Source organism: Methylobacterium sp. 190mf (assembly GCF_900107945.1).
GTDB lineage: Bacteria > Pseudomonadota > Alphaproteobacteria > Rhizobiales > Beijerinckiaceae > Methylobacterium.
Genome location: NZ_FNVI01000023.1, coordinates 78,564 through 99,584, shown reverse-complemented (window position 1 = coordinate 99,584; position 21,021 = coordinate 78,564). Strand labels below are relative to the sequence as shown.

Below are 21,021 nucleotides of genomic sequence, written 5' to 3'. Positions count from 1 at the left end.
CAGGCCCAGCGCATGGAAGGATGCCTTTAGGATCTGCAGGATGAATTACCCTGCTCGGCTCTGATCCACGTGCAAGGCGAAGCCGGACACGCCAGGGTCGCCCAGTTCTGGCCGCAACTCCAGGCTGGGAACCTGGTAGTCGCCACCGTTCTGCATCCTGTAGGGGATGTGCGCAGTGGTTTCGATGGTCCGCAGTCTTTCCTTCAACTGATCTGCCACCCGCTGAAAGCCGGCCTCGTCCATCCGGTCCACGCGGTAGGCCACGAAGGACGGCAGGACGGTGTAGCCGGGATAGTAAAGGATGCCGTGATTGATTGGGAACAGGATGTCCTCGATTGGACCGTTCACGCCGCGCGTGGCGTAATGCGTCGCCCACCCGCCGACCGTGACGAACAGCATCGCGCGCTTGCCGGCCAGCGTGCCTTCGCCGAAGCGGTCGCCCCAATGCGTGTCGCTCCGTTCGCCGACGCCGTAGGCGAACCCGAACGCGTAGACCCGGTCCACCCACCCCTTGAGAATGGCCGGCATGTGGTACCACCACAACGGGAACTGCAGAATTAGCATATCGGCCCAGAGCAGCTTTTCCTGCTCGGCCTTCACGTCCTCCGTCAGCGCCCCGGCGGTGAACGCCCGACCTGACGCTTCGGCCACCCGGAGCCGCTCGCCTTCCACCATCTCGGGGAAGTCCGCGCGGTCAACGCTCGCCTTCCATCCCTCAGCGTAGAGGTCGCTGACGCGGACCTCATGCCCTTGCGCTTCCAACTCGGCCACGGCGACGTCGCGCAGCGCGCCGTTCAGGGAATGGCGTTCCGGGTGGGCGAATACGAGAAGAACCTTCATGGTTCAATGCTCCTGCTGGATGCGTTGATCAAAACTCGACGACGATCTTGCCGAAGTGGCCCCCAGTCTCCTGGAGCCGGAAGGCATCGGCGAGTTCGGCGAGCGGGAAGGAGCGGTCGATCACCGGGTGTCCGCGGACGGCGTCGATGCCGCGGATCAGGTCAGTCTGATGACGTCGGCTGCCGACGATGAGACCCTGGAGGCGCTGCTGCCGGGCCATGAGCATGGCCGTCGGCACGGCGCCCGCCCGCCCGGTCAGCACGCCGATCAGCGAGATGTGGCCGCCCACGCGCGCGGCCTTGATCGATTGCGTCAGGGTGCCCGGGCCGCCGACCTCCACGACATGATCCACGCCGGTGCCGCCCGTCAGCTCCCGCACCCGTTCGCCCCATTCTCGGTTCTGACGGTAGTTGATGCCATGGGCAGCGCCCATCGTGCGAAGCCGCTCCAGCTTCTCGTCGGAGGAGGAGGTCGCGATCACCGTGGCCCCCATGGCTCGCGCGATCTGCAACGCGAAGATCGACACGCCGCCCGTGCCGAGCACCAGCACGCTGTCCCCGACTTTGAGACCGCCGTTGACCACCAGGGCGCGCCAAGCGGTCACCCCGGCCGTGGTCAGGGTCGCCGCAGCGGCGTGGCTCCAGCCGACCGGCGCGCGCGTGAAGGACGTGGCTGGCGCCACCACGACCTCCCGAGCAAAGCCGTCGATCCCGTCGCCCGGCGTGGTGGCGAAATCGGCAAGGGTCGCCTCACCGTCCAGCCAGGTCGGGAAGAAGGTGGACACGACATGGTCGCCGGGCTTGAACTCAGTGACCTCGGAACCGACCGCCTCCACCACCCCGGCGCCATCGGCCATGGGAATGCGGCCATCGGCGGCCGGCAGCCGTCCCGTCACCACGCCCAGATCGTGGAAGTTTAGGGAGGAGGCATGCACACGCACGCGGATGGCGCTCGCTCCGGGATCACCGGGATCGGAGAGGTCGATCAACGTCAGGCCGTCGAGCCCTTGCTGCGGATGTGCCTGGATAGCCTTCATGCGGGTGCTCCTCGGCTGCGCGAGGGCAGCCATTGCAGGACGGTCGCGATCGCCGAGACGATCAGGACGGCGCCGAGATAAGCCTGGGTCGTGCCCAGGAAGCCGGTCAGCGGAACGGCGAAGCCGGCGGCGATGGGCGGGACGCTCAAGGACAGGTAGGTGACCAGAAAGATCGCCGCGAAGAGTTCGGCACGCTCGTGCACAGGGGTGAGCGGCACGAGCGATTGGATAAGGCCGCTGAACGATGCGCCTAGCCCGGCGCCGGCGACCGCACCGCCGACGAAGAACAGCGCCAACGCTCCAGTGCCGATCGACACGAGCAAGAGGCCAACCCCGGCCGTCACCGCCGCCATGCCCACGACGGCCATGCGCCCGGGCGGCAGCCCGCGCATCATCAGCGGCGACACGGCGCCAGCGCCACACAGCACGGCGACGGTGGCGCCGTTCAGCAATCCGCTACTGACGCCGAAGACAGTGCGCAACAGCGACGGCCCAAGCGCGCTGACGAAGCCGCCCAGCGCCCAGATCGACAGGAGCAACGGCAGCCCGCGCGTGAAGCCGTCGCGCGCCGAACGGGCAACATGCACGCTCGGCACCATGGAACGAAGCAGGCCGGGCACCGGGCTTGCCGTCTCGGGAATAAGCAGAACAATCGACGCACCCAGGCAGAACAGCCCCCCGAGCAAGCCGAACGCCCAGATCTCCGCCTTGTCCGTCACGCCGAGCAGCGCGCCGGTAACGAAGGCGCCCGTCGCCAGCCCCGCGAGCGGCGAGATGCTGGTAAACAGGCTGCCAAGGGCTCTGCGGGCCGGCGGCGCCGCCTCGATCACCGCGGCCGACAGGGCGCCGTTGACCACGCCCATGGATATGCCCTGGGCGATCCGGGCGGCCAGCAATCCGCCGATGCCGTCTGCCGTCAGAAAAAGCGCTATGGACACGACCTGGATGACCAGCGCCGCAACGATCACCGGCTTCCGTCCCAGGTGGTCGGAGAGCGACCCGGCCACGAGCAGCGTCACTAGCAGCACCAGGGAGTAAATGCTGAACGCGACCGTCAGCATGCCCGGGGAGAAACCCCAACGCTCCTGGAACACGACAAACAAGGGCGACGGCACGCTGCTCGACACGAAGAACAGGAACAGGATGGCCGCGAGCAGCGGGAACGCGATCGAGGAGGGGCGATGCGGTTGGAGGGTAAGGGCTTCCGGCAAACTGCTATCCGCGTCGTCGATGGAGGCTCCCGGAACTGAAGCCTGCTCGGCATATCGCGCGGCGCGTCGCAGTGTTGAAATCAAACCTTCTGCCTGTTGTTATCGAGCGCATGGATACCAAGAACCTCGATCTCGGCCTGCTCGTCACGCTCGAAGCCCTGCTGGCGGAAAGGAACGTCACGCGTGCCGCCCGGCGCCTGAACCTGAGCCAACCCGCCTTGTCCGCCCGGTTGGCGCGGCTTCGCGAGGCTTTCGGCGATCCCCTCCTCATTCCGGCACAGCGCGGAATGGTCCTGACCCAGCGCGCCGTCGAGCTTCGACAACCGTTGCATGAAGCACTGGAGGGTGTCCGCAGGGTCGTGGCAGATGGAGCACCGTTCGACCCGGCGACTATGCAGGCCACCCTGGTGATCGCCGCGACCGACTACCAGCAGTATGCGCTGCTCACCCGCTTCTCGGTCGCGCTCAGGACCGAGGCGCCCAGGGTCCGCATCGCCTGGCGTGCCCTGGACGTGCTGGCGCTCGCCACGCAGTTGGAGCGCGGCGAGGTCGACCTTGCCTTGGCATCTTCAGACCATGCACCGGCGGCCATGCGCCAGCGTCAGCTCTATTGTGAGGATTACACGGTGATCGCCCGGCAGGGACACCCGACCGTACAGGGATATGTCAGCATGGACGTGTTCTGTACTTTGGAGCACGTTGTGGTGTCTCCCCAAGGCGGCGGGTTCTCGGGACCTACCGATGCGGCACTAGAGGCCGTCGGCCGCCGCCGCACCGTAGCCCTGTCCACGTCGGGGTTCCTGATCGTGCCGGAGGTCGTGTCACGGTCCGACATGATTGCTTTGGTCCCACGGCGGATCGCCGATGGCTGGTCGGATCGGGTGCAGGTGCTAGATCCGCCGCTCACCATTCCTGGCTTTACCATCGCGAGTGTCTGGCATGACCGGACGACCAACCATCCGGCACAACGCTGGCTGCGTGAACGGCTGACGATGTTGGCCGCCGAGGGATAAGCACCGACCGCAATGCTGCAGGCGGCCATTCACCGACTTTCTCGAAACACCATCATTTTCGAGAAAGCGCCCCGGATCGCTAACGGCAGCTTTCGATATTTCCCACGCTCAAAGCAGTCGGGCCGTTTCCCACCCTGAGCCGACATGTGCGTATGGGTACCAAGCGTGAGATTTGGACTACTAGATGTTCGGTCCCGGCATCCGGCGATCCGAAAGCGGACGCGTTTTCACGGCTTCATTTTGATGCTGTCATGTTCGCGGTTGGCCGCATCAATCGCCGCACCGTTGTTGAGTGCCCACGCGCAGAGCGCCTCAAAGGGCTCGCGTAGTGAATGGCCGAGCGGGGTGATCGCATACTCGACGCCGATAGGTGCGGTCGGCAGCACCGTCCGGGTCACCAAACCATTGCGCTCCAGCCGCTTCAGCGCGTCCGCCAGCGCCTTGTGCGTGATGCCGTCGAGCCGCCGCTTGATCGCGTTGAACCGTGAAGGCCGCGGGCAAAGCACCGTGAGGATCAGGATCGTCCACTTGTCGGCGATCTTGTCCAGCACCGGGCGGACCTGCGCCATGTTGGCGAGCGCGCAAGCGGACGCGGCATCGAAGTCGGTATCGTCGGCCATATCTAGGCTACCTTAAGTGCGTTCTTGATAGCAGATACACGCTGTGTATCTGCTGCGCCATCGCAGATGAAGGGATGCCCCGATGGCTCGCATGCAAGACAAGGTTGCGCTGGTGATCGGCGGGGCGAAAGGCATCGGCCTTGCGGTCGCCGAGCGGCTGGCGGTCGAAGGCGCGTCGGTCGTCTTCACCGGGCGGCGCGCCGACGAGGTCGACGCAGCCGCTGCGAGGATCGGGCGCGGTGCGCAGGGCCTCGTCGCGGACGCAGCCCAACAGGAGGATCTGCACCGCGTCGTGGCGACGGTGCGGGAGATGCATGGCCGGATCGACGCGCTGGTCCTCAACGCGGGCATCTCGGAACCCGCGACCCTGCGCGACGGGACGCCCGAGCATTTCGACCGGCACTTTGCGGTCAACGTCCGTGGGGCTGTCTTCGGGTTGCAAGCGGCTCTGGGCGCAATGGGGCGGGGTGGGGCCGTCGTGCTGATGGGGTCGATTGCCGACGTCATGGGCGTGACGCCCTACGGGACCTACGCCGCGACGAAGGCAGCGCTGCGCTCCTACGCGCGCACATGGACGGCGGAACTGGCCCCACACGGCATCCGCGTGAACGTGGTGGCCCCCGGTCCGACCGATACCGCCATGATGGCGAGCGTATCTGAGGACGGGCGGGCCGCACTCATCGCGCCGATCCCGCTCGGCCGCATGGCGCGTCCCGAGGAGGTGGCAGCGGCCACGCTGTTCCTACTGAGCGACGAGGCGAGCTTCGTCGCGGGGGCCGAACTGTGCGTCGACGGCGGGATGCAGCAGGTCTAGCGTCCCGATAGCAGTTTCAGGGTGTCCGCTTCCGCCGGTTTGCATCCCCGAAGCGGACCATCTTGAAGCCACCCATTTTGGACGTTCAGATGGGCGCGTCGTGGTGGCAGATGCTGGCCGAAAGCGGAACAATCGCTTCGGAAAAGGCCGACCAGAGATGCGGACGGCCTTCAATCGATCCGGATCGGAAAGGAACGGAGCGAAACGCGTCACTCATAAGCAGATGTCCCGGCCTTGACCGAGAGCCTCCGGTTCCATCCCGGCGGCTCGAGCGGCCAACCGGCATAGGCAAGCGTTAACCCTTAAGACAGATGTGGCGGACCATGCCTCAGGTCACTGTCGCGGTGTCTTGCCAGGCTGCGCCAAGGACCCTTCGCGCGCTTGCATAAGCCACCTGCAATCTCCAGCGTGGGCGCAATAGAATGGCCGAGATGTCCGTCGATGAAGCTCTCGATCGAGCCAACGCCGATATCCAAGCGGGACGGCACCAAGAAGCCAGAAATCTTCTGGAGGCGATACTCAAGGTAGAAGACAAAAACCCTCGAGCCTTGATCGGACTTTCGGTCGTCAGCTTCCAACAAGGCGACCTGCCGAACGCGGTCAACTACATCTCGGCAATAGTCCTAGAGAATCCATTCGACAGCGACCTCCTCGGCACGTGCTCGGCCCTTCTGCGGAGCTTTTCCGTCGAGGAATTCGCCGATCGTGTCGAAGCGATAAGTGATGACGCCAAGAAGGATGCGCGGACAATAACGGCGTGCCTCGACGGTTTTCTCAACATGGCGGATTTCGGATCTTCGGGCGAGGCGATCGTGCGCGTCCCATCCGAGATCGCTAGCGCGATCCACTTCATATCGCTCGACGCTCTGTCTGTAGGCTCCAACAGATCGAAGTTCGGTCGGTACTCGCCTATCAACTGTGTCATCGCTCCTACCGCGGGAGACTATGAATTCCGCGAGAAGCACTTCATCTACGCGTCCTCACTGCTGGAGGACAAGCAGGAGATCCTCGAGGCGTTCGGCCTCCGGGATCTGGCACGGGTCAAAGCGGTTCACAAGGTCAAAGCCAAGCGCATGTCGGATGCCCTCGATGAAATCGGGGTCTCAGGTCTCGACTATTTCAAGAGCGATCTGGAGGGCATAGACGGCTTGGTCCTGCGCGACGCCCGGCAGCACATCGCCGGGGCCGCCGTCGTACAGGCCGAGCTCCGTTTCATGCCGGCCTACGAGGGGGAGCCGCACTTCGACGAGACCGTCGCCTACATGCGCGGACAAGATTTCGAGGTGCTGCATCTGACCAATGAGAATTGGCGGTACGCGACCCGGCACAGGGATCACATGGCCAGAGGTCGGACGGTGTTTGCGGATACCGTGTTCGTGAAGAATATCGACACGTATCTATCGCTTCAAGGACGCTCGACCGAGGCCGTGGTTCGATATTGCCTCGCCTGCGGCGTGTCCGGCAACGCAAACTATGCCGAATTCATACTCGAGAAGCACAAGGAACTCGTCCCTTGTGATCTCGTCGCCGCTCTCGTCAACTACCTAATACCGAAGGCCCGCTTCGGTCAGCCTCAGTTCGCCAAGACCCGGCTCGGTCATGTCGCCATGTCGTGACCGGAGTTTCCAGCCTCACGCCCTGGAAGGCTGCGGCGGCGGGCCATCCAGGGCGATCAGATCGACGTTCCGCGCCTTGAGGACGCTGAACAGGCCTTCCAGTTCTCTATCGCAGGGATCGTCCACGATCGCGGCTTCCGGCGTGTCCTCCTCCAGCCACGCCTCCGCATCCTTGTTGGAGGAGAACCCGAGCGGGTCGTAGCCGAGTCTCTCGAGCATTCGGCACGCCCGTCGCCGCCGTGCGGCGCTACGGGAGAGGGCCAGGGCCGGAGGCCGGAGCGGACGAGCGGCCATCACGCGGCCTTCCGCGACTTCGAGGACGTCGCCTTGCCCGCGCCGCGGTTCGAATTTAGCCGCGACCGCTTCGAACCCGCCTTCTTCCTGGCAGCGGCCGGCTGAGCGGAGGATCCACCCTTCTCGGAGTCGATGCTGCGCCTGAGGGCCTCCATCAGGTTCACGACGTTGCTGGAGCTCGGTGCCGCCACCTTCGATCGACCCTTGCCCTTCTCGGGGTTGTTCGCCTTGCCCTTGACCAGCGCGATCAGCGCTTCCTCGTAGCGGTCCTCGAACTTCGACGGATCGAACTTCCTCGTCGACCGGGCGATCAGCTCCTCAGCCAGGGACCGCATCTCGTCGGTCGGATTGCCGTCCGGCATGTCCTCGAAGTAGGCGGTGGGCGACCGGATCTCGTCCTGGTACCGCAGCAGGGTCGCCAGCAGGCCTTTGCCGTAGGGCTCGATCAGGACGATGCGCTCCCGCTTGTAGATGACGATCCGGCCCAGGCCCGCCATCCCCTTCTTCCTCATCGCATCCCGGATGACGGCGAACGCCTCGCGCGAGACCTTGTCCTCGGCCGCGAGGTAGTAGGGCTTGTAGAGGTAGCGCTCGTCGACCTCCTCGCGCTTGCAGAACGCCTCGATGTTGATCGTATGCGTGCTTTCCAGCGCGATCTCGCTGAGCTCCTCGTCCTCGACGGGGACGAGGTCGTCCTTGGCGACCTCGCAGCCCTTCACTTGGTCATCGCGGTCGACACTCTCCCCGGTCAGCGAGTCGACCAGCAGCTGCTTCACGCGGTTGCCGGTCTCACGGTTGATCGTGTGGCACTTCAGGTCCCGCGACGAACTGATCGCCGGATACAGTCCGACTGAGCAGGAGACGAGCGAAAGACGCAGATGCCCCTTCCAATTGGCGCGAGATGCCACCGCAGCCTCCAGAATTCGTACAAGTATTCGTCGCCGGCGATGAGTCGATGCGGTGCCGACCACGAATTCGGCGACTCAACGAGAGTCGCTCTCGACTCGTTCCTGCACGGCCAGCCCTGTGGATAACTTGCGAGATCTTGCCTGTCCCCGCAGTCGAAGCGGCATCCCGGAACCGGCGATCGACCGCGGCGGTTTGCCGAAAGACATGTCCGAGCTCCTCAAGCCGTACCGCGAGAAGCGGGATTTCGAGGCCTCGTCCGAGCCGCGGGGACGCCGTGGGCGGAAGACCGCCAAGGCACGGTTCGTCGTCCAGAAGCACGACGCCCGACGCCTGCACTACGACCTGCGGCTCGAGATGGACGGAGTGCTCAAGAGCTGGGCCGTCACCCGCGGGCCGAGCTTGTCGCCGGCCGAGAAGCGGCTCGCAGTCCGGACCGAGGACCATCCTCTCGACTACCTGCGTTGGGAAGGGGCGATCCCCAAGGGCCAGTACGGCGGCGGAACCATGATCGTCTGGGACATCGGATCCTGGGAGCCGGTCGGCGATCCGGCCGCCGGTCTCGAGAAGGGCCACCTCGAATTCGTTCTGCGGGGCGAGCGGCTCGGCGGCCGTTGGCATCTCGTGCGCATGAAGGGCCGCGGCGGCGAGAAGAAGCAGCCCTGGCTGCTGATGAAGGCCGAGGACGAGCACGCGCGCCGCGAGGGCGACATCCTCGGCGAGCAAGACGCGTCGGTCCTGTCGGGCCGGACCAACCGCGAGCTCGCTGCCGGCGGCGAGGTCAGACCCGACCACGCGGCACGCGCGAAGGTCGCTTCGGCGCGCGTGACGAAGACCGCCTCGGCCCGGTCCCCGCGCGCTCGGAAGGCCGTGCTGCCGCCCTTCGTCGAGCCGGCCTTGGCGACCCTCGTCGACGCGGCGCCGACCGGAGAGGGATGGCTGTACGAGATCAAGCACGACGGCTACCGCATGCAGGCGCGCATCGACGGCGGCACCGTGAAGCTGTCGACGCGCTCCGGCCTCGACTGGACGTCGAAGTTCGCGCCGATCGCGAAGGCCCTCCAGAAGCTGAAGCTGCCCTCCGCCCTGATCGACGGCGAGATCGTCGTCGAGAACGCGAGCGGCATCTCGAGCTTCGCGGCGCTTCAGCAGGCCCTCGCCGACGGCGACACGGGCGCGGCGCTCTTCTACGCCTTCGACCTGCTCTACATCGACGGCAAGGACATCCGCGCCCTCCCCCTGACCGATCGCAAGGCTCTGCTGCTGCAGAGCCTGGACGATGCGGGGTCCGCCGACCGGATCCGGTTCAGCGAGCATCTCGTCGACGACGGCGCGACCATGGCCCGACACGCCTGCCGACTCGGGCTCGAAGGCATCGTCGCGAAGCGGGCGGACGCGCCCTACCGCTCCGGCCGCAGCGACCTCTGGCGCAAGGTCAAGTGCACCCAGTCCCAGGAGTTCGTCGTCGCGGGCTTCATGCCCTCCGGCACGTCCTCCCGATCCATCGGCTCGTTGATCCTGGGCACGCATCAGGACGGCACCCTCGTCCACGTCGGTCGGGTGGGCACAGGGTTCGGCGATGCGGTCGCGCGGGAGCTCTGGGCGCAGCTGGAGTCCCTGCGGATCCCGGCACCGCCGTTCAACAACGAGCTTCCGCCCCTGGCGCGCCGCAATGCACGATGGGTGGAGCCTCGTCTCGTCTGCGAGGTGACGTTCCGCGGATGGACCGCCGACGGTCAACTGCGCCATGCGTCGTTCAAGACCATCCGGACCGGCGTGGCGCCCGACGGGGTCGTCCGGAAGGCGGCGCCGGCGCGCTCACGGGCGTCGAAGCGGAGAACCACGGAGTCGACCGTGACGCTCACGCATCCAGATCGCGTGCTCTGGCCCGACGTCGGCCTGACGAAGGAGGGGCTGGCGGAGTACTACGCCGAGATCGCCGAGCGCATCCTGCCGCACGTGATCGACCGGCCTCTGTCGCTCGTCCGGTGCCCGGCTGGCCTCGGCTCGTGCTTCTACCAGAAGCACGGCTGGTCCGGGATCGACGAACGCCTTCTCCGCGTCCTCGAAGGCGGGACCGGGAAGGCGGTCGTGATCGGCGACCCGGATGGCCTGCGCGCCCTGGTCCAGGCGAGCGTCCTGGAGATCCATCCCTGGGGCGCGACGGCCGCGGACCCGGATCGGCCGGACCGCTTGGTCTTCGATCTGGATCCCGGGGACGGGGTGGCCTGGACCGACCTCGTCGCCGGCGCGCTCGAGGTCCGCGAACGGGTGCGAACGTCGGGATTCGGCGCCTTCGTCAAGACCACCGGCGGCAAGGGACTGCACGTCGTCGTCCCGGTCGAACCGAAGGCTGGGTGGGATGAGGCGAAGGCGTTCTCGAAGCGCCTGGCCTCCGAGATGGCCAGGGACGCGCCCGACCGCTACGTCGCGACCGTGTCGAAGAAGGCCAGGGACGGTCGCATCTTCATCGACTACCTGCGCAACCAGCGTGGTGCGACCGCGGTCGCGGCCTTCTCGACCCGCGCCCGCGCGGGAGCGCCGGTCTCGGTGCCGGTCGGCTGGGACGAACTCCCGTCCCTCGGTTCCGGAGCGCGCTTCGACGTCGCCACCCTGCCCGGTCGCTTGGCGGCGCTCGGCAAGGATCCCTGGGCCGGCTTCGAGCGTGCCGCGCGGCCTCTGGAGGCATCGGGAAAGCGCGGGCGTCGACGAACCTGACTGGCCTGTCTGTATGGACTTGCCGTCGGCTCGTGCAAGGTCAGCGTGGGCCGGGCAGGCGATGAGCGAGATAGCGGACGGTCTTGGCTCCGCCGAGAATGGTGGCTGCGCCGACCTCCTCGAAACCGAGCCGGGCGTGGAAGGCGTCCGAGCTCGGGTTGGGCGGCATCGAGTTGACTTCGCACACGATCAGGTCGTGACCGGCCTCGCGGGCCTTCCGGAAGAGATCCTCGTAGAGCCGCCGCGCATGGCCGAGGCCGCGGGCAATGCCGGCGACCACGACCCGGTCGACGTACACGAAGCGCGGGTAGCGACTGCGGAACCATAGATAGTTCGGGCTCGCATAGGTCGGATGCCGCTCATCGAGGGCGATAAGGAAAGCGTCATTGCGGCCAATCCGGCGTACGTGGAAGCTCCCCGCCACGAGCTCGGAGAGACCTTCCTCGTCGAGCAGGGAGAGCTCGGCCGCGTGCGCGTTGTTGAGGGCCAGTATCGGACTGGTGTCGGTCGATGAGATCTGCAGCAGCGATGTCATGCACTCTCGCGTGTCGTCGGCCGAGCGTTGTACGCCATCCCGACTGCAAACTGGATCGAGGCAGCCGTTGTGGTCCCAGCGCGGATCGCAAGCTAGGTGGCCGGGACTCGGGAGTTGCACCTCTCGCTCTGGCATGCATTATACCAGTGACCTGACGCATGGGTCGTCCTCAACGCACCTCGCGCCCTCGTCAGAAACGTCGGGGGCGTTTTTTCTTGGGAGCGGTACGGCCGGCAGCTTCGGATGGAAGCTCGACGAGGTCTGCGGCGGCGGTCCTTCGGCCAGGAAGGCGCGATGGACGCTCTCGGTCGCCGGCGACACGATGATCGCGTCGATCGCACGCGGCTTCAAGGCCGGCGAGCCGTTCACCCTGAAGCGCTGCGCCACGAGGTAGCCGGGAAGCCGAGCCTGAGGCCCGGCCGGCTATCGCTTCCCGCCGTTCGGGTCCATCCATGGGCGGGCACGCCCCTCCCCCTGGGTGCGAAGGAGCTGCGATGAGCCCGCACGACTACACGTGGCTCCTGTTTGCGACGCCCACGGCCGTCGCCCTGCTCGGCGCCTTCGTCTATGTCGCGACTGGTCTTCAGGACCGGATCGACGGCCGCTGCGACCGGTAGACCGGGCCGCTGGCCCTGCCCACGAATGGTGCGCCTGTGCCGGGCGCATGGGGCGGCATCCCCGGGCGGAACCCGAGGTTCCGGATCCTGTTGTGGGATCGGCGAGCGCAGATGCCACTTGGCCCATCGGACGCCCGCCCTTCGGAAGGATCCAGATCGGGCACCTCGGCACCATGAAAGCAATCGTCTGTCTGTCCGCCGTCGTCGTCGCATCGACGCCCTTCGTCGGCACGCCCGCCAGGGCCGACGATGCCGAGGCGGCGCGCCTGTGCCGAGGAGACGCATTCAAGCTCTGCCTGAGCGAGATCCCGGACCGTGACCGGATCACGGCCTGCATGGTCCGGAACAGGGCGCGCCTGAGTCCGGGCTGCCAGACGGTGTTCAACAAGCCGTCCCGGCCAGCCACCGTCGAGGCCGCCAGCCACACGATCCGCTGAGCAGATGACGGTGGAGGGTTATCCTCCGAAGGTCAGCACCTGCGGCCGTAGGATCGTGACGCCCGCCTCCCCGCCCATCCCATGGCTGGATCGAAGCTGGAACTGTCGATTACCGAAGCGCGCCGCATCGCGCTGACCGCCCAGGGCCTCGGCATGCGCCCGCTGTCGGACGGGATCGCCGTCTCGCGGATGCGTCGGCAGATAGGCCGCCTGGGCCTGCTCCAGATCGACAGCGTGAACGTCCTCGTCCGCGCCCACTACATGCCGCTGTTCTCGCGCCTGGGGCCCTACGACCGCGGCGCCCTCGACGCCCTGGCTGTCGCAGGCTCGAAGCGCTTCTTCGAGTACTGGGGTCACGAGGCGTCCCTCCTGCCGATCGATCTCCAGCCTCTGCTGCGCTGGCGCATGGACCGCGCCCGCCAGGGCCACGGCGTATGGAACCAGCTCAAGGCGTTCGCGGGCGAGCGGCGCGCGGAGGCGGACGCCATGCTCGCCCGGATCGGGCAGGAGGGCCCGCTGGCTGCCTCCGACGTCTCGGGCCCGAAGGCGTCCAAGGGCATGTGGGTCTGGAGCGATGCCAAGCACGCGCTCGAATGGCTCTTTTGGGCGGGACTCGTGGCGTCGACGCATCGGAGGGGCAGCTTCGAGCGCGTGTACGACCTGCCCGAACGGGTGCTGCCCCGCTCCGTCCTCGCCCGACCGACCCCGGCTCCGGTGGACGCCCGGCGCGAACTCGTCGCGCGATCCGCGGAGGCGCTCGGCGTGGCGACCGCGAACGACCTGCGCGACTACTACCGCCTTTCGCCGACCGAGGCGCGCCTGCCCATCGAGCAGCTCGTCGAGGAGGGCGTGCTCATTCCCGTGACCGTCCGCGGATGGCAGCAGCAGGCGTACCTGCACAGGGATGCCCGGCCCGGCCGCCGTCACCGCGGCGCGGCCCTCCTGTCGCCGTTCGACCCGCTCGTCTGGCACCGGCCACGGACGGAGCGCCTCTTCGGATTCCGGTACCGCCTCGAGATCTACACGCCCGCCCACAAGCGCGAGCACGGCTACTACGTGCTGCCGTTCCTCATGGACGGCGCGCTGGTAGCCAGGGTCGACCTGAAGGCGGATCGACGGGCCGGGGCGCTGATCGTCCTACGCGCGCATCAAGAGCCGGGTGCGCCGGCGGCTACGATGGAGCGGATACTCGCGGAGTTGCGATTGATGGCCTCGTGGCTCGGCCTGTCCGACGTCGTGATTTCGTCGACAGCCGGGCTGGAGAGCCGCGATCACCGGGTCAGTTCCCGGATGAGCGACCGGGCGGCGATGGAATAGCCGGCGGACCCCAGGCTACGCGTTGCGCCGGGCCGCGGACACCGCCTCGGCCAATGCCGGGAAGCCGCCGCGCAGATCGGCCGCCGTCATCCAGTAACCGGACCGCCCGAAGACCCGATTCAGTTTGGCCCTGCGGCGCGCCCCCTTCGTCCAGGACAGATGCGCGTCGGCCGTCGGGTCGATCTCCAGCACCAGCATGCGCTGCCGCTGGATTTGCATCGGGGTCACGCTGCGGATCGTCTCCCAGGGGATCCAGTCGGTCGACAGCCTGCGATCGTAGATCCCACGCGGCCCGACGGACACCACCGGTTTCGACTGGAACAGCTTGGGGAACATCAGCACCGTGCAGAGGCCGAAGAACGCGACGCCGGCATAGGCCTCGAACTCGGCGAAGCTTCCGGGCGTCACGGCCGTGCGCCCGATTGTCGGGTGCGCATAGATCAGCCAGCCGGCGAAGGCCGCGAAACCGACGGAGGCCAGGAAGAGGCCGATGGTCCGCCACGGCGAGCGATGGATCTCGACGACATCCACGTAGGCGAACTCCGCAATGCGATGGGCTGACCTGCGCCAGGTCGCTCCTCGGGAGAGCGACTATCGCGCGCCCGAAGGCGATACCGTAGCCGATGTTGGGCGACTTCCTGCATGACGCGGTCCCAGAACGCCTCGGCGCGGGCGCGTTCGGGTTGATTCTCCACCTTGTTCAGGCAGGCCCGAATGAAGACGCATCCGCCGCGACGGCCTCAGCGCGGATCAGCGGGGCGGCATTCCTGGCCTGGATCTTCTCGACAATCGAGAGCAGGTGCGCGCGATCCACCGTCTTACGCGTGGCGCTGCCGGAGCGTCCGCTTCGGAGAACACGGCGGTGTACCCCGAATGGCCGGGTTGAGCGCGAAGCGAAACGGTCGGTCCTACGCGCCCCGACGATCCGGCGAGACGTAGTCTGGCCGTAAGCGGCCGATCCGCTTCAGAGCATGCCCGCTGTGGAATTGGACACTAGCGACAGGAGCGATGTCACGACCGCGTGCCGAAGTCGCAGCCCGTGTTTATTGGCTTTGATGACAGAGGTCTTTCAACCAAACGCGGGTTGCGGAGGGAGAGAATAGCCATTCCGCCGGTGGCAAGGACGAAAGCGACGAGACCCGTCGAGACGGCGAGACCGCCCGTCAGGCTCGTGAAAAATCCGAACGCGATTGGCGCCGCCAGGCTTCCGACCTGCCCCATGCTGCTGATGAAGGCGAGACTTCCCACGGCTTCGGCTTCGGTCAGGAAGCGCACCGGTATGGTCCAGAACAGGGCGGTCGCCGACAGATAGCCGATGGCGAGCAGGGCCAGGCAGGCGATGGCCGCCGCAACGTTCTGCGCGACGAGGGAGATGGCGAGGGCGGCCGTCGCGGCCAGGAAGGCGGATAGGGCGAAATGCCACCGCCGCTCGAGCCGCCGGTCCGAACTACGGCACAGCAGGAGCATGCCGACGGCACCCACGGAATAGGGGATCGCCGACAAGAGCCCGACGCTGAACACGTCGGCTACGCCCGATCGATGGATAATCGTCGGCGCCCAGAAGTTCAGAACGGTCCCCGCCCAGGTGATGGAGAAATATCCGAAGGTCGCGATCCACAGCTTCGGATTTCGCAGGGCCGACAGGAAGGCCCTCGCGGGCGCGGGTCCCTGTTCGAAGGTCCCGGATGAGAGATCGGCCGCCACGATCGCCTTCTCCCGTGGCGTCAGCCAGGCGGCATCCGCGGGTCGGTCACTCAGCACAAAGAACGCGCCGACTCCGACGAGTACCGGCAGCGCCCCCTCTACGAGAAACAGCCATTGCCAGCCCTTGAAGCCGGCCGCGCCAGCGAGGTGCTGGATGATCCAACCGGAGGCTGGTCCGCCTACGATGCCCGACACCGCAATGGCGAGGACGAACAGCGACATCACCCGCCCGCGCAGGCGATGGGGGAACCAGAAGGTGAGGTAGAGGACGATGCCCGGGAAGAAGCCAGCTTCGGCCGCACCGAGTAGGATCCTAGCCAGGTAGAAGGTCGCCGGGCTCGTCACAAACGCCATCGAGCAGGACACGAGGCCCCACAGACACATGATACGTGTCAGCGTCTTCCGCGCGCCAATGCGGCCAAGGAGAAGATTGCTCGGCACCTCGAAGAGGATGTACCCGACGTAGAAGATGCCGACGCCGAAGCCGTAACTCGCGTCCGACAGGCCGATGTCACTCTGGAACGTCAACTTGGCGAAGCTGACGTTTACACGGTCGATGTAGTTCAGGACATAGCATAGGAAAATCATCGGGATCAGCCGGAGGCTGATCTTCCGATAGATCCTGGCTCGTTCGTTCTCAGACGCTTGCTCGATAGCAACGCGCGTCTTGGACGCATCGGCCATTCCAAATCCCCCATCGCGAGCTTGGCTTCCGCGGCGCGATCCTGTTCGAATAATTCGCGCCGTCCCGACCGAGCCAAGTCTCGCTACGAAGCATAGCAGGCCATTTTGCAGTGTTGCGATGATATATTTTCGTCGTTTCAATCGATGCCATCGATCGATGATGCCGGCAGATCTGTCGCACGCCCTGCGAGGGTGTGCCGATCAATCGGCCATGAAGTCCGGAGACATCGACACAGTCCGTCCCGCTTCGGTCAAAATCACCGACCTCGGAATCGCCTGCTCGAAGGTCGCTCCAAGATCTGTCAGACGTTGAAGCAGCTCAGGCAACCGGACGAGGCATCCAGCCTCGATGTCATGAATGACCATGACACTCCAGTCCTGCTCCCGCACCTGGGCCATCGCGGTCTCGACCCAGCCGTCCGCGTCCTTCCAGTCACCGGGGACGCTGTTCCAGGTGATCGTCGTGTAGCGTTCGGCGAGGAGGTGATCGAGCGCCGCCCGACTCAACAGATGCCGGCCGATCAGTCCGTCGTTCCCGTAGGGGCGGAAGAGCTTCTCCGGTCGCGTCAGCGAACCGATCCTTTGCTGCGTCTCCTCGATCTCTCGGAGCGCATAGTCCCGGTCCGTCCGGTCCCCGAGTGCCACCGAATGCGTAAAGGTGTGATTTCCGATCCAATGCCCCGCTGTATGAGCAGCCCGCATGAGATCGGCTGCAGCGGGGTCGTCGAGCCTCTGCCCGATCACGAAGAAGGTGGTCTTGATTCCGGCCCGGTCTAGGATCCCCAGGATCTGATCCGTCACATGTGGTGTGGGGCCGTTGTCGAAGGTGAGGGTGACCTGCTTGGCTGCCATATCTGACTCCAATTCGGGCTCGTTCGCCGTAGCGGTCGTGGACACACTGGCGAGCTCCCGCGACGACATCCCCGCTACAACCGACGCGTCGAATGAGAAGCCTTATCGCAGGCTCGTCGGAGCGTGTGCAGGAAGGATGCGACGTGCGGAGGCAGGACCTCGTTCCGGCGCAATAGCACGCCAGGGCTCCGCATGGGCGTGGGAGTTTCCAGAGGAACCGACAAAAGCGTCCCATCCTCTGGGACGGCCTGTCTCGACAGGATCGCGACGATGTTCATACGCCGAACGAGGCCGAGGATGGGACCGATCGTGTTCATCTCTGCGACGAGGTGCGGGACGGCGCCGCATTGCCGGAAGCAGTCATCCAGCAGCCTGCGGGTGGTGAATTCCGGTGAGAGCAACACGACCGGCTGATGGTGGAGTTCCGCCATGCGGACCCATTTCCGGGCTGCCCACCGGTGTTCAGGCGAAAGCACGAGATCCAGAGGCTCGTCATAGAGGGGTTCGAAGGCGAGATCCTGCTGGTGGTCTGGCCTGTAGGAGATTCCGAGATCGAGGGCACCGGCTAGGAGCCGCTCCTCGATCACGCTAGCGGCGAGTTCCTCCACGACGACGCGCATCGAAGGATTGCGGGTGAGGAACTCGGTCAGGCAGGCGGGGACGAGATTGACGTTAAAGGTGTGCGTCGCGGCGATCCTAAGCCAACCGGTCAGGACCTGATCCTGGGGGGACAGCGCCCGAAGGCCCTCGTCCAGTTCGCCGAGGGCCCGTAGGACACGGGGCAGCAGGTTCTGCCCGGCTTCAGTGAGGAACACGCGCTTGCCGACGCGGTCGAACAGGCGTTGCCCGACCTGATCCTCCAGTTGCCGGATCTGGTGAGACAGGGTCGATTGGGTGATGTGCGTCTGCCGCGCGGCCCGGGTGAAGCTCAGGTGCTCAGCCAGAGCCACGAAGTAACGCAGGTGACGGAGTTCCATCGGTCTGCCCGTTCGATCGACGGCATCGATCAATTGAATGCATCGATATCATTATATCGATGCAACCCGGCGCGCTATACGATGCTGACGCTGGGCTGACGGCTTCTACCTTCACGGTCCGCCACTCCGCGCAAACGCCCTGATTGGGAGCTCGAAGTGCCGAGGATTGGGAACGCGAGCCGGGCCAGCGTCGGACCAGATCACCAGGGATTGTTCGACCGCCTGGAAGCGCTGCGGGGAAAGCCGGTCGAGAACGTCTTTCTCGCCGTCGCCAACGCGCCTGCGCTGTGTGACGGGGTTCTCGCGATGGCGATGTCGCTGCGCCAGAGCACTCTGCTCGACCGGCAACTTCGCGAACTAGCCGTCCTGACGGTCGGGCTTGAGACGCGGGCTGACTACGAGGTCGCGCATCACTGGAACTCGGCGGTGAAGGCCGGGCTGTCCCAAGCCAAGCTGGAGCAGCTTGCGCAGTTCGAGACGGATGACCGGTTCACCGCTTCCGAACGCGCCGTCATGCGCTTCGCTCGCGACGTGACGCGGACCGGCCGTGTCGATGACGGCCTCTGGGCCGAATTGTGCGGGTTCCTGGACGAGCAGGAGCGACTAGAACTGGTCCTGACGACGGCTTGGTACAACTGCGTCGTTCGCATCCTCCTCCCCCTCAATATCGAACTTGAGGACTGGTTCTCACGTCTCTGAGGGCGAGCGCGAGAGAACTTGCGCCCGGCGTGCCTTCGAACCGGACGGAAGTTCCGGAACAGAATAGGGAGATCATGAAAATGGACGTGACGCCCGGAGGTGATCCGCCCGTGCTTGGCCGACCGCCGGCTAAGTCATTCGCGACGGATGATGTGGATAGCGCCGCACTCTATCGAAAATTGCAGTGGCGGCTGCTGCCGTTCCTCTTCGCATGCTACGTGGCTGCCTATCTCGACCGGGTGAATATCGGCTACGCGCAGTTGCACATGCGCGCGGAGCTGGGCTTCAACGACGCGGTTTACGGCCTCGCCGCCGGACTATTTTTCGTCAGTTACTTTCTGTGCGAAGTCCCGAGCAACTTCGTCCTTCAGCGCGTCGGCGCCCGGCGAACGCTGGCGCGCATCCTAATCCTGTGGGGGCTCGCCTCCTCGGCAACGATGTTCATCACCGGGCCCCATTCGTTCTACGCGCTGAGGCTGATCCTGGGAGCGTTCGAGGCGGGCCTCGCCCCCGGGGTGATGTACTATCTGACGCTCTGGTATCCGAACCGCCGCCGGGCGGAAATGACTGCAATTTTTCTGAGCGGCAGCATGCTCGCCGGTGTGATCGGTGCACCTGTCTCAGGCTTCATCCTCGAAGGCATGCAGGGCGTCCTCGGCCTCAGGGGCTGGCAGTGGATGTTCCTTCTGGAGGGCATGCCGGCCGTGCTTCTCGGGCTCGTCGCGCTCCGGATCCTCGTCGACAAGCCTCAAGATGCTCCCTGGCTGACATCATCCGAGAAGATGCTCCTTTTGGCAGAGATCGACCGGGACGCGAACTTGGCTGCCGGCGGCCATGCATTCGGTGCGGCGTTCCGCGACCCACGAATCTACGTCCTCGCGCTGGCGTACTTCACCCTCGTCTGCGGGCTCTATGCGATCACCTTCTGGATGCCCGTGATGATGCAGGCCGCCGGTGTCCAGGGAGCCGCCGCAATTGGCCTATGGTCCGTAATCCCCTATGCGATCGGCGGCATCGGCATGGTGTGGCTGTCCCGACGCTCGGACCGACGGCAAGAGCGGCGGTGGCACTACGCCGTCTGTGTCGGTGTCGGTGCCTGCGCGCTGATTGGGGCGTCCCTCGCCGGCGCGAACCTTCCAGTCGTCCTGGCACTGCTCTCCGTCGCGACCGCGACGCTCTTCGGCGCGATGCCGATCTTCTACGGCATCCCGATGGCCTATCTCCCCGAGCGTTCGGCCGCGGGCGGCTTGGCGCTGATCAACTGCCTTGGCCTCACGGGTGGCTTCGTGAGCCCCTTCCTGCTGGGCTGGATCCGGAACGCGACGGGGAGCCTGACGCCCGGCCTGTGGTTCATGACGGGCTTGATGCTGACGGGCATCGTGGTGCTACTCCTGGCGACACGCCGCCCGTTCACGCGAGTCACGCCCCACCCCGCCAACTCCGGGCTCAGTTTCGGGTCGGAGGCAGGCCGGTGAGCCTCGATAGCTTGGCCCACCGCTGGTATGCGTCGGAAGGGAGCCGATCGCCGCTCCTCCTGCTGCACGGCACCGGAGGTGACGAAGACGAGCTTGTGCCCTTTGCCCAGGCAGCGGCCCCCGGCGCGCCGATGCTGGCCGTCCGCGGAGCCGTATCGGAAGGTGGCAAGCTGCGCCACTTCGCTCGCCATCCGGACGGTCGTTTCGATTCATCCGAGGTCGTCCGCCGAGCCGATGAGCTGGCGGCCTTCGTCGCGGCCGCCCGCGACCGTTACGGTTTCGGGCCCCCGCTTGCCCTCGGCTTCTCGAACGGAGCCAACATCGCGGCCGCACTCATGCTTCTGCATCCTGCTCTTCTGACGGGCGCGATCCTGTTGCGCGCCGTTCCACCGCTGACTGGTACCGCGGCCGCTGCCCTTGTCGGGCAGCGCGCCGTCGTTGTCTCGGGCGAGACGGATACGATCGCGCCGCCGGCACTCGGGGCCGATCTGGCACTTTGCCTGACCGAGCTGGGCGCCGAAGCGACCCACCATGTCCTACCCTGCGGCCACGACCTGACACCGGCCGATGTGCCCCTCGCCCGCGACTGGCTCAGCTCTCTTGCCGAAGGGGCACCCGCTGGACCGGCTTCCTCCCACTTGATTCGCCCTTGATCC

Annotated in this window: 21 protein-coding genes; 10 read left to right on the top strand and 11 right to left on the bottom strand. The window is 66.0% G+C overall.

Features of this window, described 5'->3' with window-relative positions; genetic code table 11:
• Positions 1–45: 45 nt before the first annotated feature.
• From C4T42_RS24155 to C4T42_RS24145, 3 genes are read right to left on the bottom strand one after another with little or no spacing between them, the layout of a single operon-like run.
• Positions 46–840 carry an NAD(P)H-dependent oxidoreductase gene (locus C4T42_RS24155; RefSeq protein WP_103985997.1) on the bottom strand — a complete coding sequence of 265 codons (795 nt, stop codon included), beginning with the start codon at positions 838–840 and terminating at the stop codon, positions 46–48.
• Between the two features lie 28 nt (positions 841–868).
• Positions 869–1,876 (bottom strand): NAD(P)-dependent alcohol dehydrogenase, encoded by a 1,008-nt coding sequence (locus C4T42_RS24150; protein WP_103985996.1) that lies wholly within the window; start codon positions 1,874–1,876, stop codon positions 869–871.
• Positions 1,873–3,087, bottom strand: a complete 1,215-nt coding sequence (locus tag C4T42_RS24145; protein WP_103985995.1) for an MFS transporter — start codon at positions 3,085–3,087, stop codon at positions 1,873–1,875. Before C4T42_RS24145 ends, C4T42_RS24150 begins: the two co-directional genes overlap by 4 nt.
• A gap of 110 nt (positions 3,088–3,197) precedes the next feature.
• On the opposite strand from C4T42_RS24145, the gene C4T42_RS24140 reads away from it, so the two are divergent.
• The gene (locus tag C4T42_RS24140) at positions 3,198–4,100 is read left to right on the top strand and encodes a LysR family transcriptional regulator (RefSeq protein WP_091683054.1); all 903 of its coding nucleotides are present in this window, start codon (positions 3,198–3,200) and stop codon (positions 4,098–4,100) included.
• Between the two features lie 227 nt (positions 4,101–4,327).
• Here the strand turns inward: C4T42_RS24140 and C4T42_RS24135 are convergent, their stop codons facing one another.
• Positions 4,328–4,720, bottom strand: coding sequence for a helix-turn-helix domain-containing protein (locus tag C4T42_RS24135; RefSeq protein ID WP_020096271.1), 393 nt, complete (start codon positions 4,718–4,720; stop codon positions 4,328–4,330).
• Between the two features lie 82 nt (positions 4,721–4,802).
• On the opposite strand from C4T42_RS24135, the gene C4T42_RS24130 reads away from it, so the two are divergent.
• Complete coding sequence (locus C4T42_RS24130) at positions 4,803–5,534, top strand: SDR family oxidoreductase (protein ID WP_020096270.1); 732 nt, start codon at positions 4,803–4,805, stop codon at positions 5,532–5,534.
• Positions 5,535–5,956: 422 nt separating this feature from the next.
• Complete coding sequence (locus tag C4T42_RS24125; RefSeq protein WP_081636586.1) at positions 5,957–7,150, top strand: tetratricopeptide repeat protein; 1,194 nt, start codon at positions 5,957–5,959, stop codon at positions 7,148–7,150.
• A 15-nt stretch (positions 7,151–7,165) separates the two neighbouring features.
• On the opposite strand, the gene C4T42_RS24120 is transcribed toward C4T42_RS24125, so the two are convergent.
• Positions 7,166–7,369, bottom strand: coding sequence for a hypothetical protein (locus C4T42_RS24120; RefSeq protein ID WP_020096268.1), 204 nt, complete (start codon positions 7,367–7,369; stop codon positions 7,166–7,168).
• Between the two features lie 74 nt (positions 7,370–7,443).
• Positions 7,444–8,352: a Ku protein gene (locus tag C4T42_RS24115; protein WP_103985994.1), complete on the bottom strand. Its 909-nt coding sequence runs from the start codon at positions 8,350–8,352 to the stop codon at positions 7,444–7,446.
• A 205-nt stretch (positions 8,353–8,557) separates the two neighbouring features.
• Here C4T42_RS24115 and ligD point away from each other — a divergent pair, with 205 nt between their 5' ends.
• Positions 8,558–11,068, top strand: coding sequence for a DNA ligase D (gene ligD / locus C4T42_RS24110; protein WP_103985993.1), 2,511 nt, complete (start codon positions 8,558–8,560; stop codon positions 11,066–11,068).
• Between the two features lie 40 nt (positions 11,069–11,108).
• Here the strand turns inward: ligD and C4T42_RS24105 are convergent, their stop codons facing one another.
• Complete coding sequence (locus tag C4T42_RS24105; protein WP_103985992.1) at positions 11,109–11,603, bottom strand: GNAT family N-acetyltransferase; 495 nt, start codon at positions 11,601–11,603, stop codon at positions 11,109–11,111.
• Between the two features lie 494 nt (positions 11,604–12,097).
• Between C4T42_RS24105 and C4T42_RS32780 the strand changes: the two genes are divergently transcribed.
• The 3 genes from C4T42_RS32780 to C4T42_RS24090 all read left to right on the top strand — a co-directional run bounded on the left by C4T42_RS32780 (position 12,098) and on the right by C4T42_RS24090 (position 13,974).
• Entirely contained in the window at positions 12,098–12,220 is a 123-nt protein-coding gene (locus C4T42_RS32780; RefSeq protein WP_020096263.1) for a hypothetical protein, read from the top strand.
• Positions 12,221–12,393: 173 nt separating this feature from the next.
• Complete coding sequence (locus tag C4T42_RS24095) at positions 12,394–12,657, top strand: hypothetical protein (protein WP_020096262.1); 264 nt, start codon at positions 12,394–12,396, stop codon at positions 12,655–12,657.
• An 81-nt stretch (positions 12,658–12,738) separates the two neighbouring features.
• Positions 12,739–13,974, top strand: coding sequence for a crosslink repair DNA glycosylase YcaQ family protein (locus tag C4T42_RS24090; RefSeq protein WP_020096261.1), 1,236 nt, complete (start codon positions 12,739–12,741; stop codon positions 13,972–13,974).
• Between the two features lie 15 nt (positions 13,975–13,989).
• Here C4T42_RS24090 and C4T42_RS32500 read toward each other — a convergent pair whose 3' ends face one another.
• The 4 genes from C4T42_RS32500 to C4T42_RS24070 form a co-directional block, all read right to left on the bottom strand.
• The gene (locus tag C4T42_RS32500; RefSeq protein ID WP_244603270.1) at positions 13,990–14,505 is read right to left on the bottom strand and encodes an STM3941 family protein; all 516 of its coding nucleotides are present in this window, start codon (positions 14,503–14,505) and stop codon (positions 13,990–13,992) included.
• A 480-nt stretch (positions 14,506–14,985) separates the two neighbouring features.
• Positions 14,986–16,362 carry an MFS transporter gene (locus C4T42_RS24080; protein WP_103985991.1) on the bottom strand — a complete coding sequence of 459 codons (1,377 nt, stop codon included), beginning with the start codon at positions 16,360–16,362 and terminating at the stop codon, positions 14,986–14,988.
• 201 nt (positions 16,363–16,563) lie between these two features.
• Positions 16,564–17,214, bottom strand: coding sequence for a polysaccharide deacetylase family protein (locus tag C4T42_RS24075; protein ID WP_029359437.1), 651 nt, complete (start codon positions 17,212–17,214; stop codon positions 16,564–16,566).
• A gap of 74 nt (positions 17,215–17,288) precedes the next feature.
• The gene (locus C4T42_RS24070) at positions 17,289–18,224 is read right to left on the bottom strand and encodes a LysR substrate-binding domain-containing protein (RefSeq protein WP_244527063.1); all 936 of its coding nucleotides are present in this window, start codon (positions 18,222–18,224) and stop codon (positions 17,289–17,291) included.
• Positions 18,225–18,401: 177 nt separating this feature from the next.
• Between C4T42_RS24070 and C4T42_RS24065 the strand changes: the two genes are divergently transcribed.
• The 3 genes from C4T42_RS24065 (at position 18,402) to C4T42_RS24055 (ending at position 21,018) form a co-directional block, all read left to right on the top strand.
• A complete protein-coding gene (locus tag C4T42_RS24065) occupies positions 18,402–18,890 on the top strand; it encodes a carboxymuconolactone decarboxylase family protein (RefSeq protein ID WP_020096256.1) in 489 nt (162 codons plus the stop codon).
• An 80-nt stretch (positions 18,891–18,970) separates the two neighbouring features.
• Positions 18,971–20,365, top strand: a complete 1,395-nt coding sequence (locus tag C4T42_RS24060; protein ID WP_244527064.1) for an MFS transporter — start codon at positions 18,971–18,973, stop codon at positions 20,363–20,365.
• Positions 20,362–21,018, top strand: coding sequence for a hypothetical protein (locus C4T42_RS24055; protein ID WP_056531139.1), 657 nt, complete (start codon positions 20,362–20,364; stop codon positions 21,016–21,018). The genes C4T42_RS24060 and C4T42_RS24055 overlap by 4 nt, the downstream gene beginning before the upstream one ends.
• The last annotated feature ends 3 nt before the right edge of the window (positions 21,019–21,021 follow it).

Bases quoted from the DNA above. Each gene is read 5' to 3' on its own strand.
- C4T42_RS24120 (WP_020096268.1), bottom strand. From the start codon at position 7,369: ATGCTCGAGAGACTCGGCTACGACCCGCTCGGGTTCTCCTCCAACAAG.
- C4T42_RS24135 (WP_020096271.1), bottom strand. From the start codon at position 4,720: ATGGCCGACGATACCGACTTCGATGCCGCGTCCGCTTGCGCGCTCGCC.
- ligD (WP_103985993.1), top strand. From the start codon at position 8,558: ATGTCCGAGCTCCTCAAGCCGTACCGCGAGAAGCGGGATTTCGAGGCC.
- C4T42_RS24125 (WP_081636586.1), top strand. From the start codon at position 5,957: ATGGCCGAGATGTCCGTCGATGAAGCTCTCGATCGAGCCAACGCCGAT.
- C4T42_RS24140 (WP_091683054.1), top strand. From the start codon at position 3,198: ATGGATACCAAGAACCTCGATCTCGGCCTGCTCGTCACGCTCGAAGCC.
- C4T42_RS24105 (WP_103985992.1), bottom strand. From the start codon at position 11,603: ATGACATCGCTGCTGCAGATCTCATCGACCGACACCAGTCCGATACTG.
- C4T42_RS24075 (WP_029359437.1), bottom strand. From the start codon at position 17,214: ATGGCAGCCAAGCAGGTCACCCTCACCTTCGACAACGGCCCCACACCA.
- C4T42_RS24080 (WP_103985991.1), bottom strand. From the start codon at position 16,362: ATGGCCGATGCGTCCAAGACGCGCGTTGCTATCGAGCAAGCGTCTGAG.
- C4T42_RS24095 (WP_020096262.1), top strand. From the start codon at position 12,394: ATGAAAGCAATCGTCTGTCTGTCCGCCGTCGTCGTCGCATCGACGCCC.
- C4T42_RS24150 (WP_103985996.1), bottom strand. From the start codon at position 1,876: ATGAAGGCTATCCAGGCACATCCGCAGCAAGGGCTCGACGGCCTGACG.
- C4T42_RS32780 (WP_020096263.1), top strand. From the start codon at position 12,098: ATGAGCCCGCACGACTACACGTGGCTCCTGTTTGCGACGCCCACGGCC.
- C4T42_RS24090 (WP_020096261.1), top strand. From the start codon at position 12,739: ATGGCTGGATCGAAGCTGGAACTGTCGATTACCGAAGCGCGCCGCATC.
- C4T42_RS24155 (WP_103985997.1), bottom strand. From the start codon at position 840: ATGAAGGTTCTTCTCGTATTCGCCCACCCGGAACGCCATTCCCTGAAC.
- C4T42_RS24060 (WP_244527064.1), top strand. From the start codon at position 18,971: ATGGACGTGACGCCCGGAGGTGATCCGCCCGTGCTTGGCCGACCGCCG.
- C4T42_RS24130 (WP_020096270.1), top strand. From the start codon at position 4,803: ATGGCTCGCATGCAAGACAAGGTTGCGCTGGTGATCGGCGGGGCGAAA.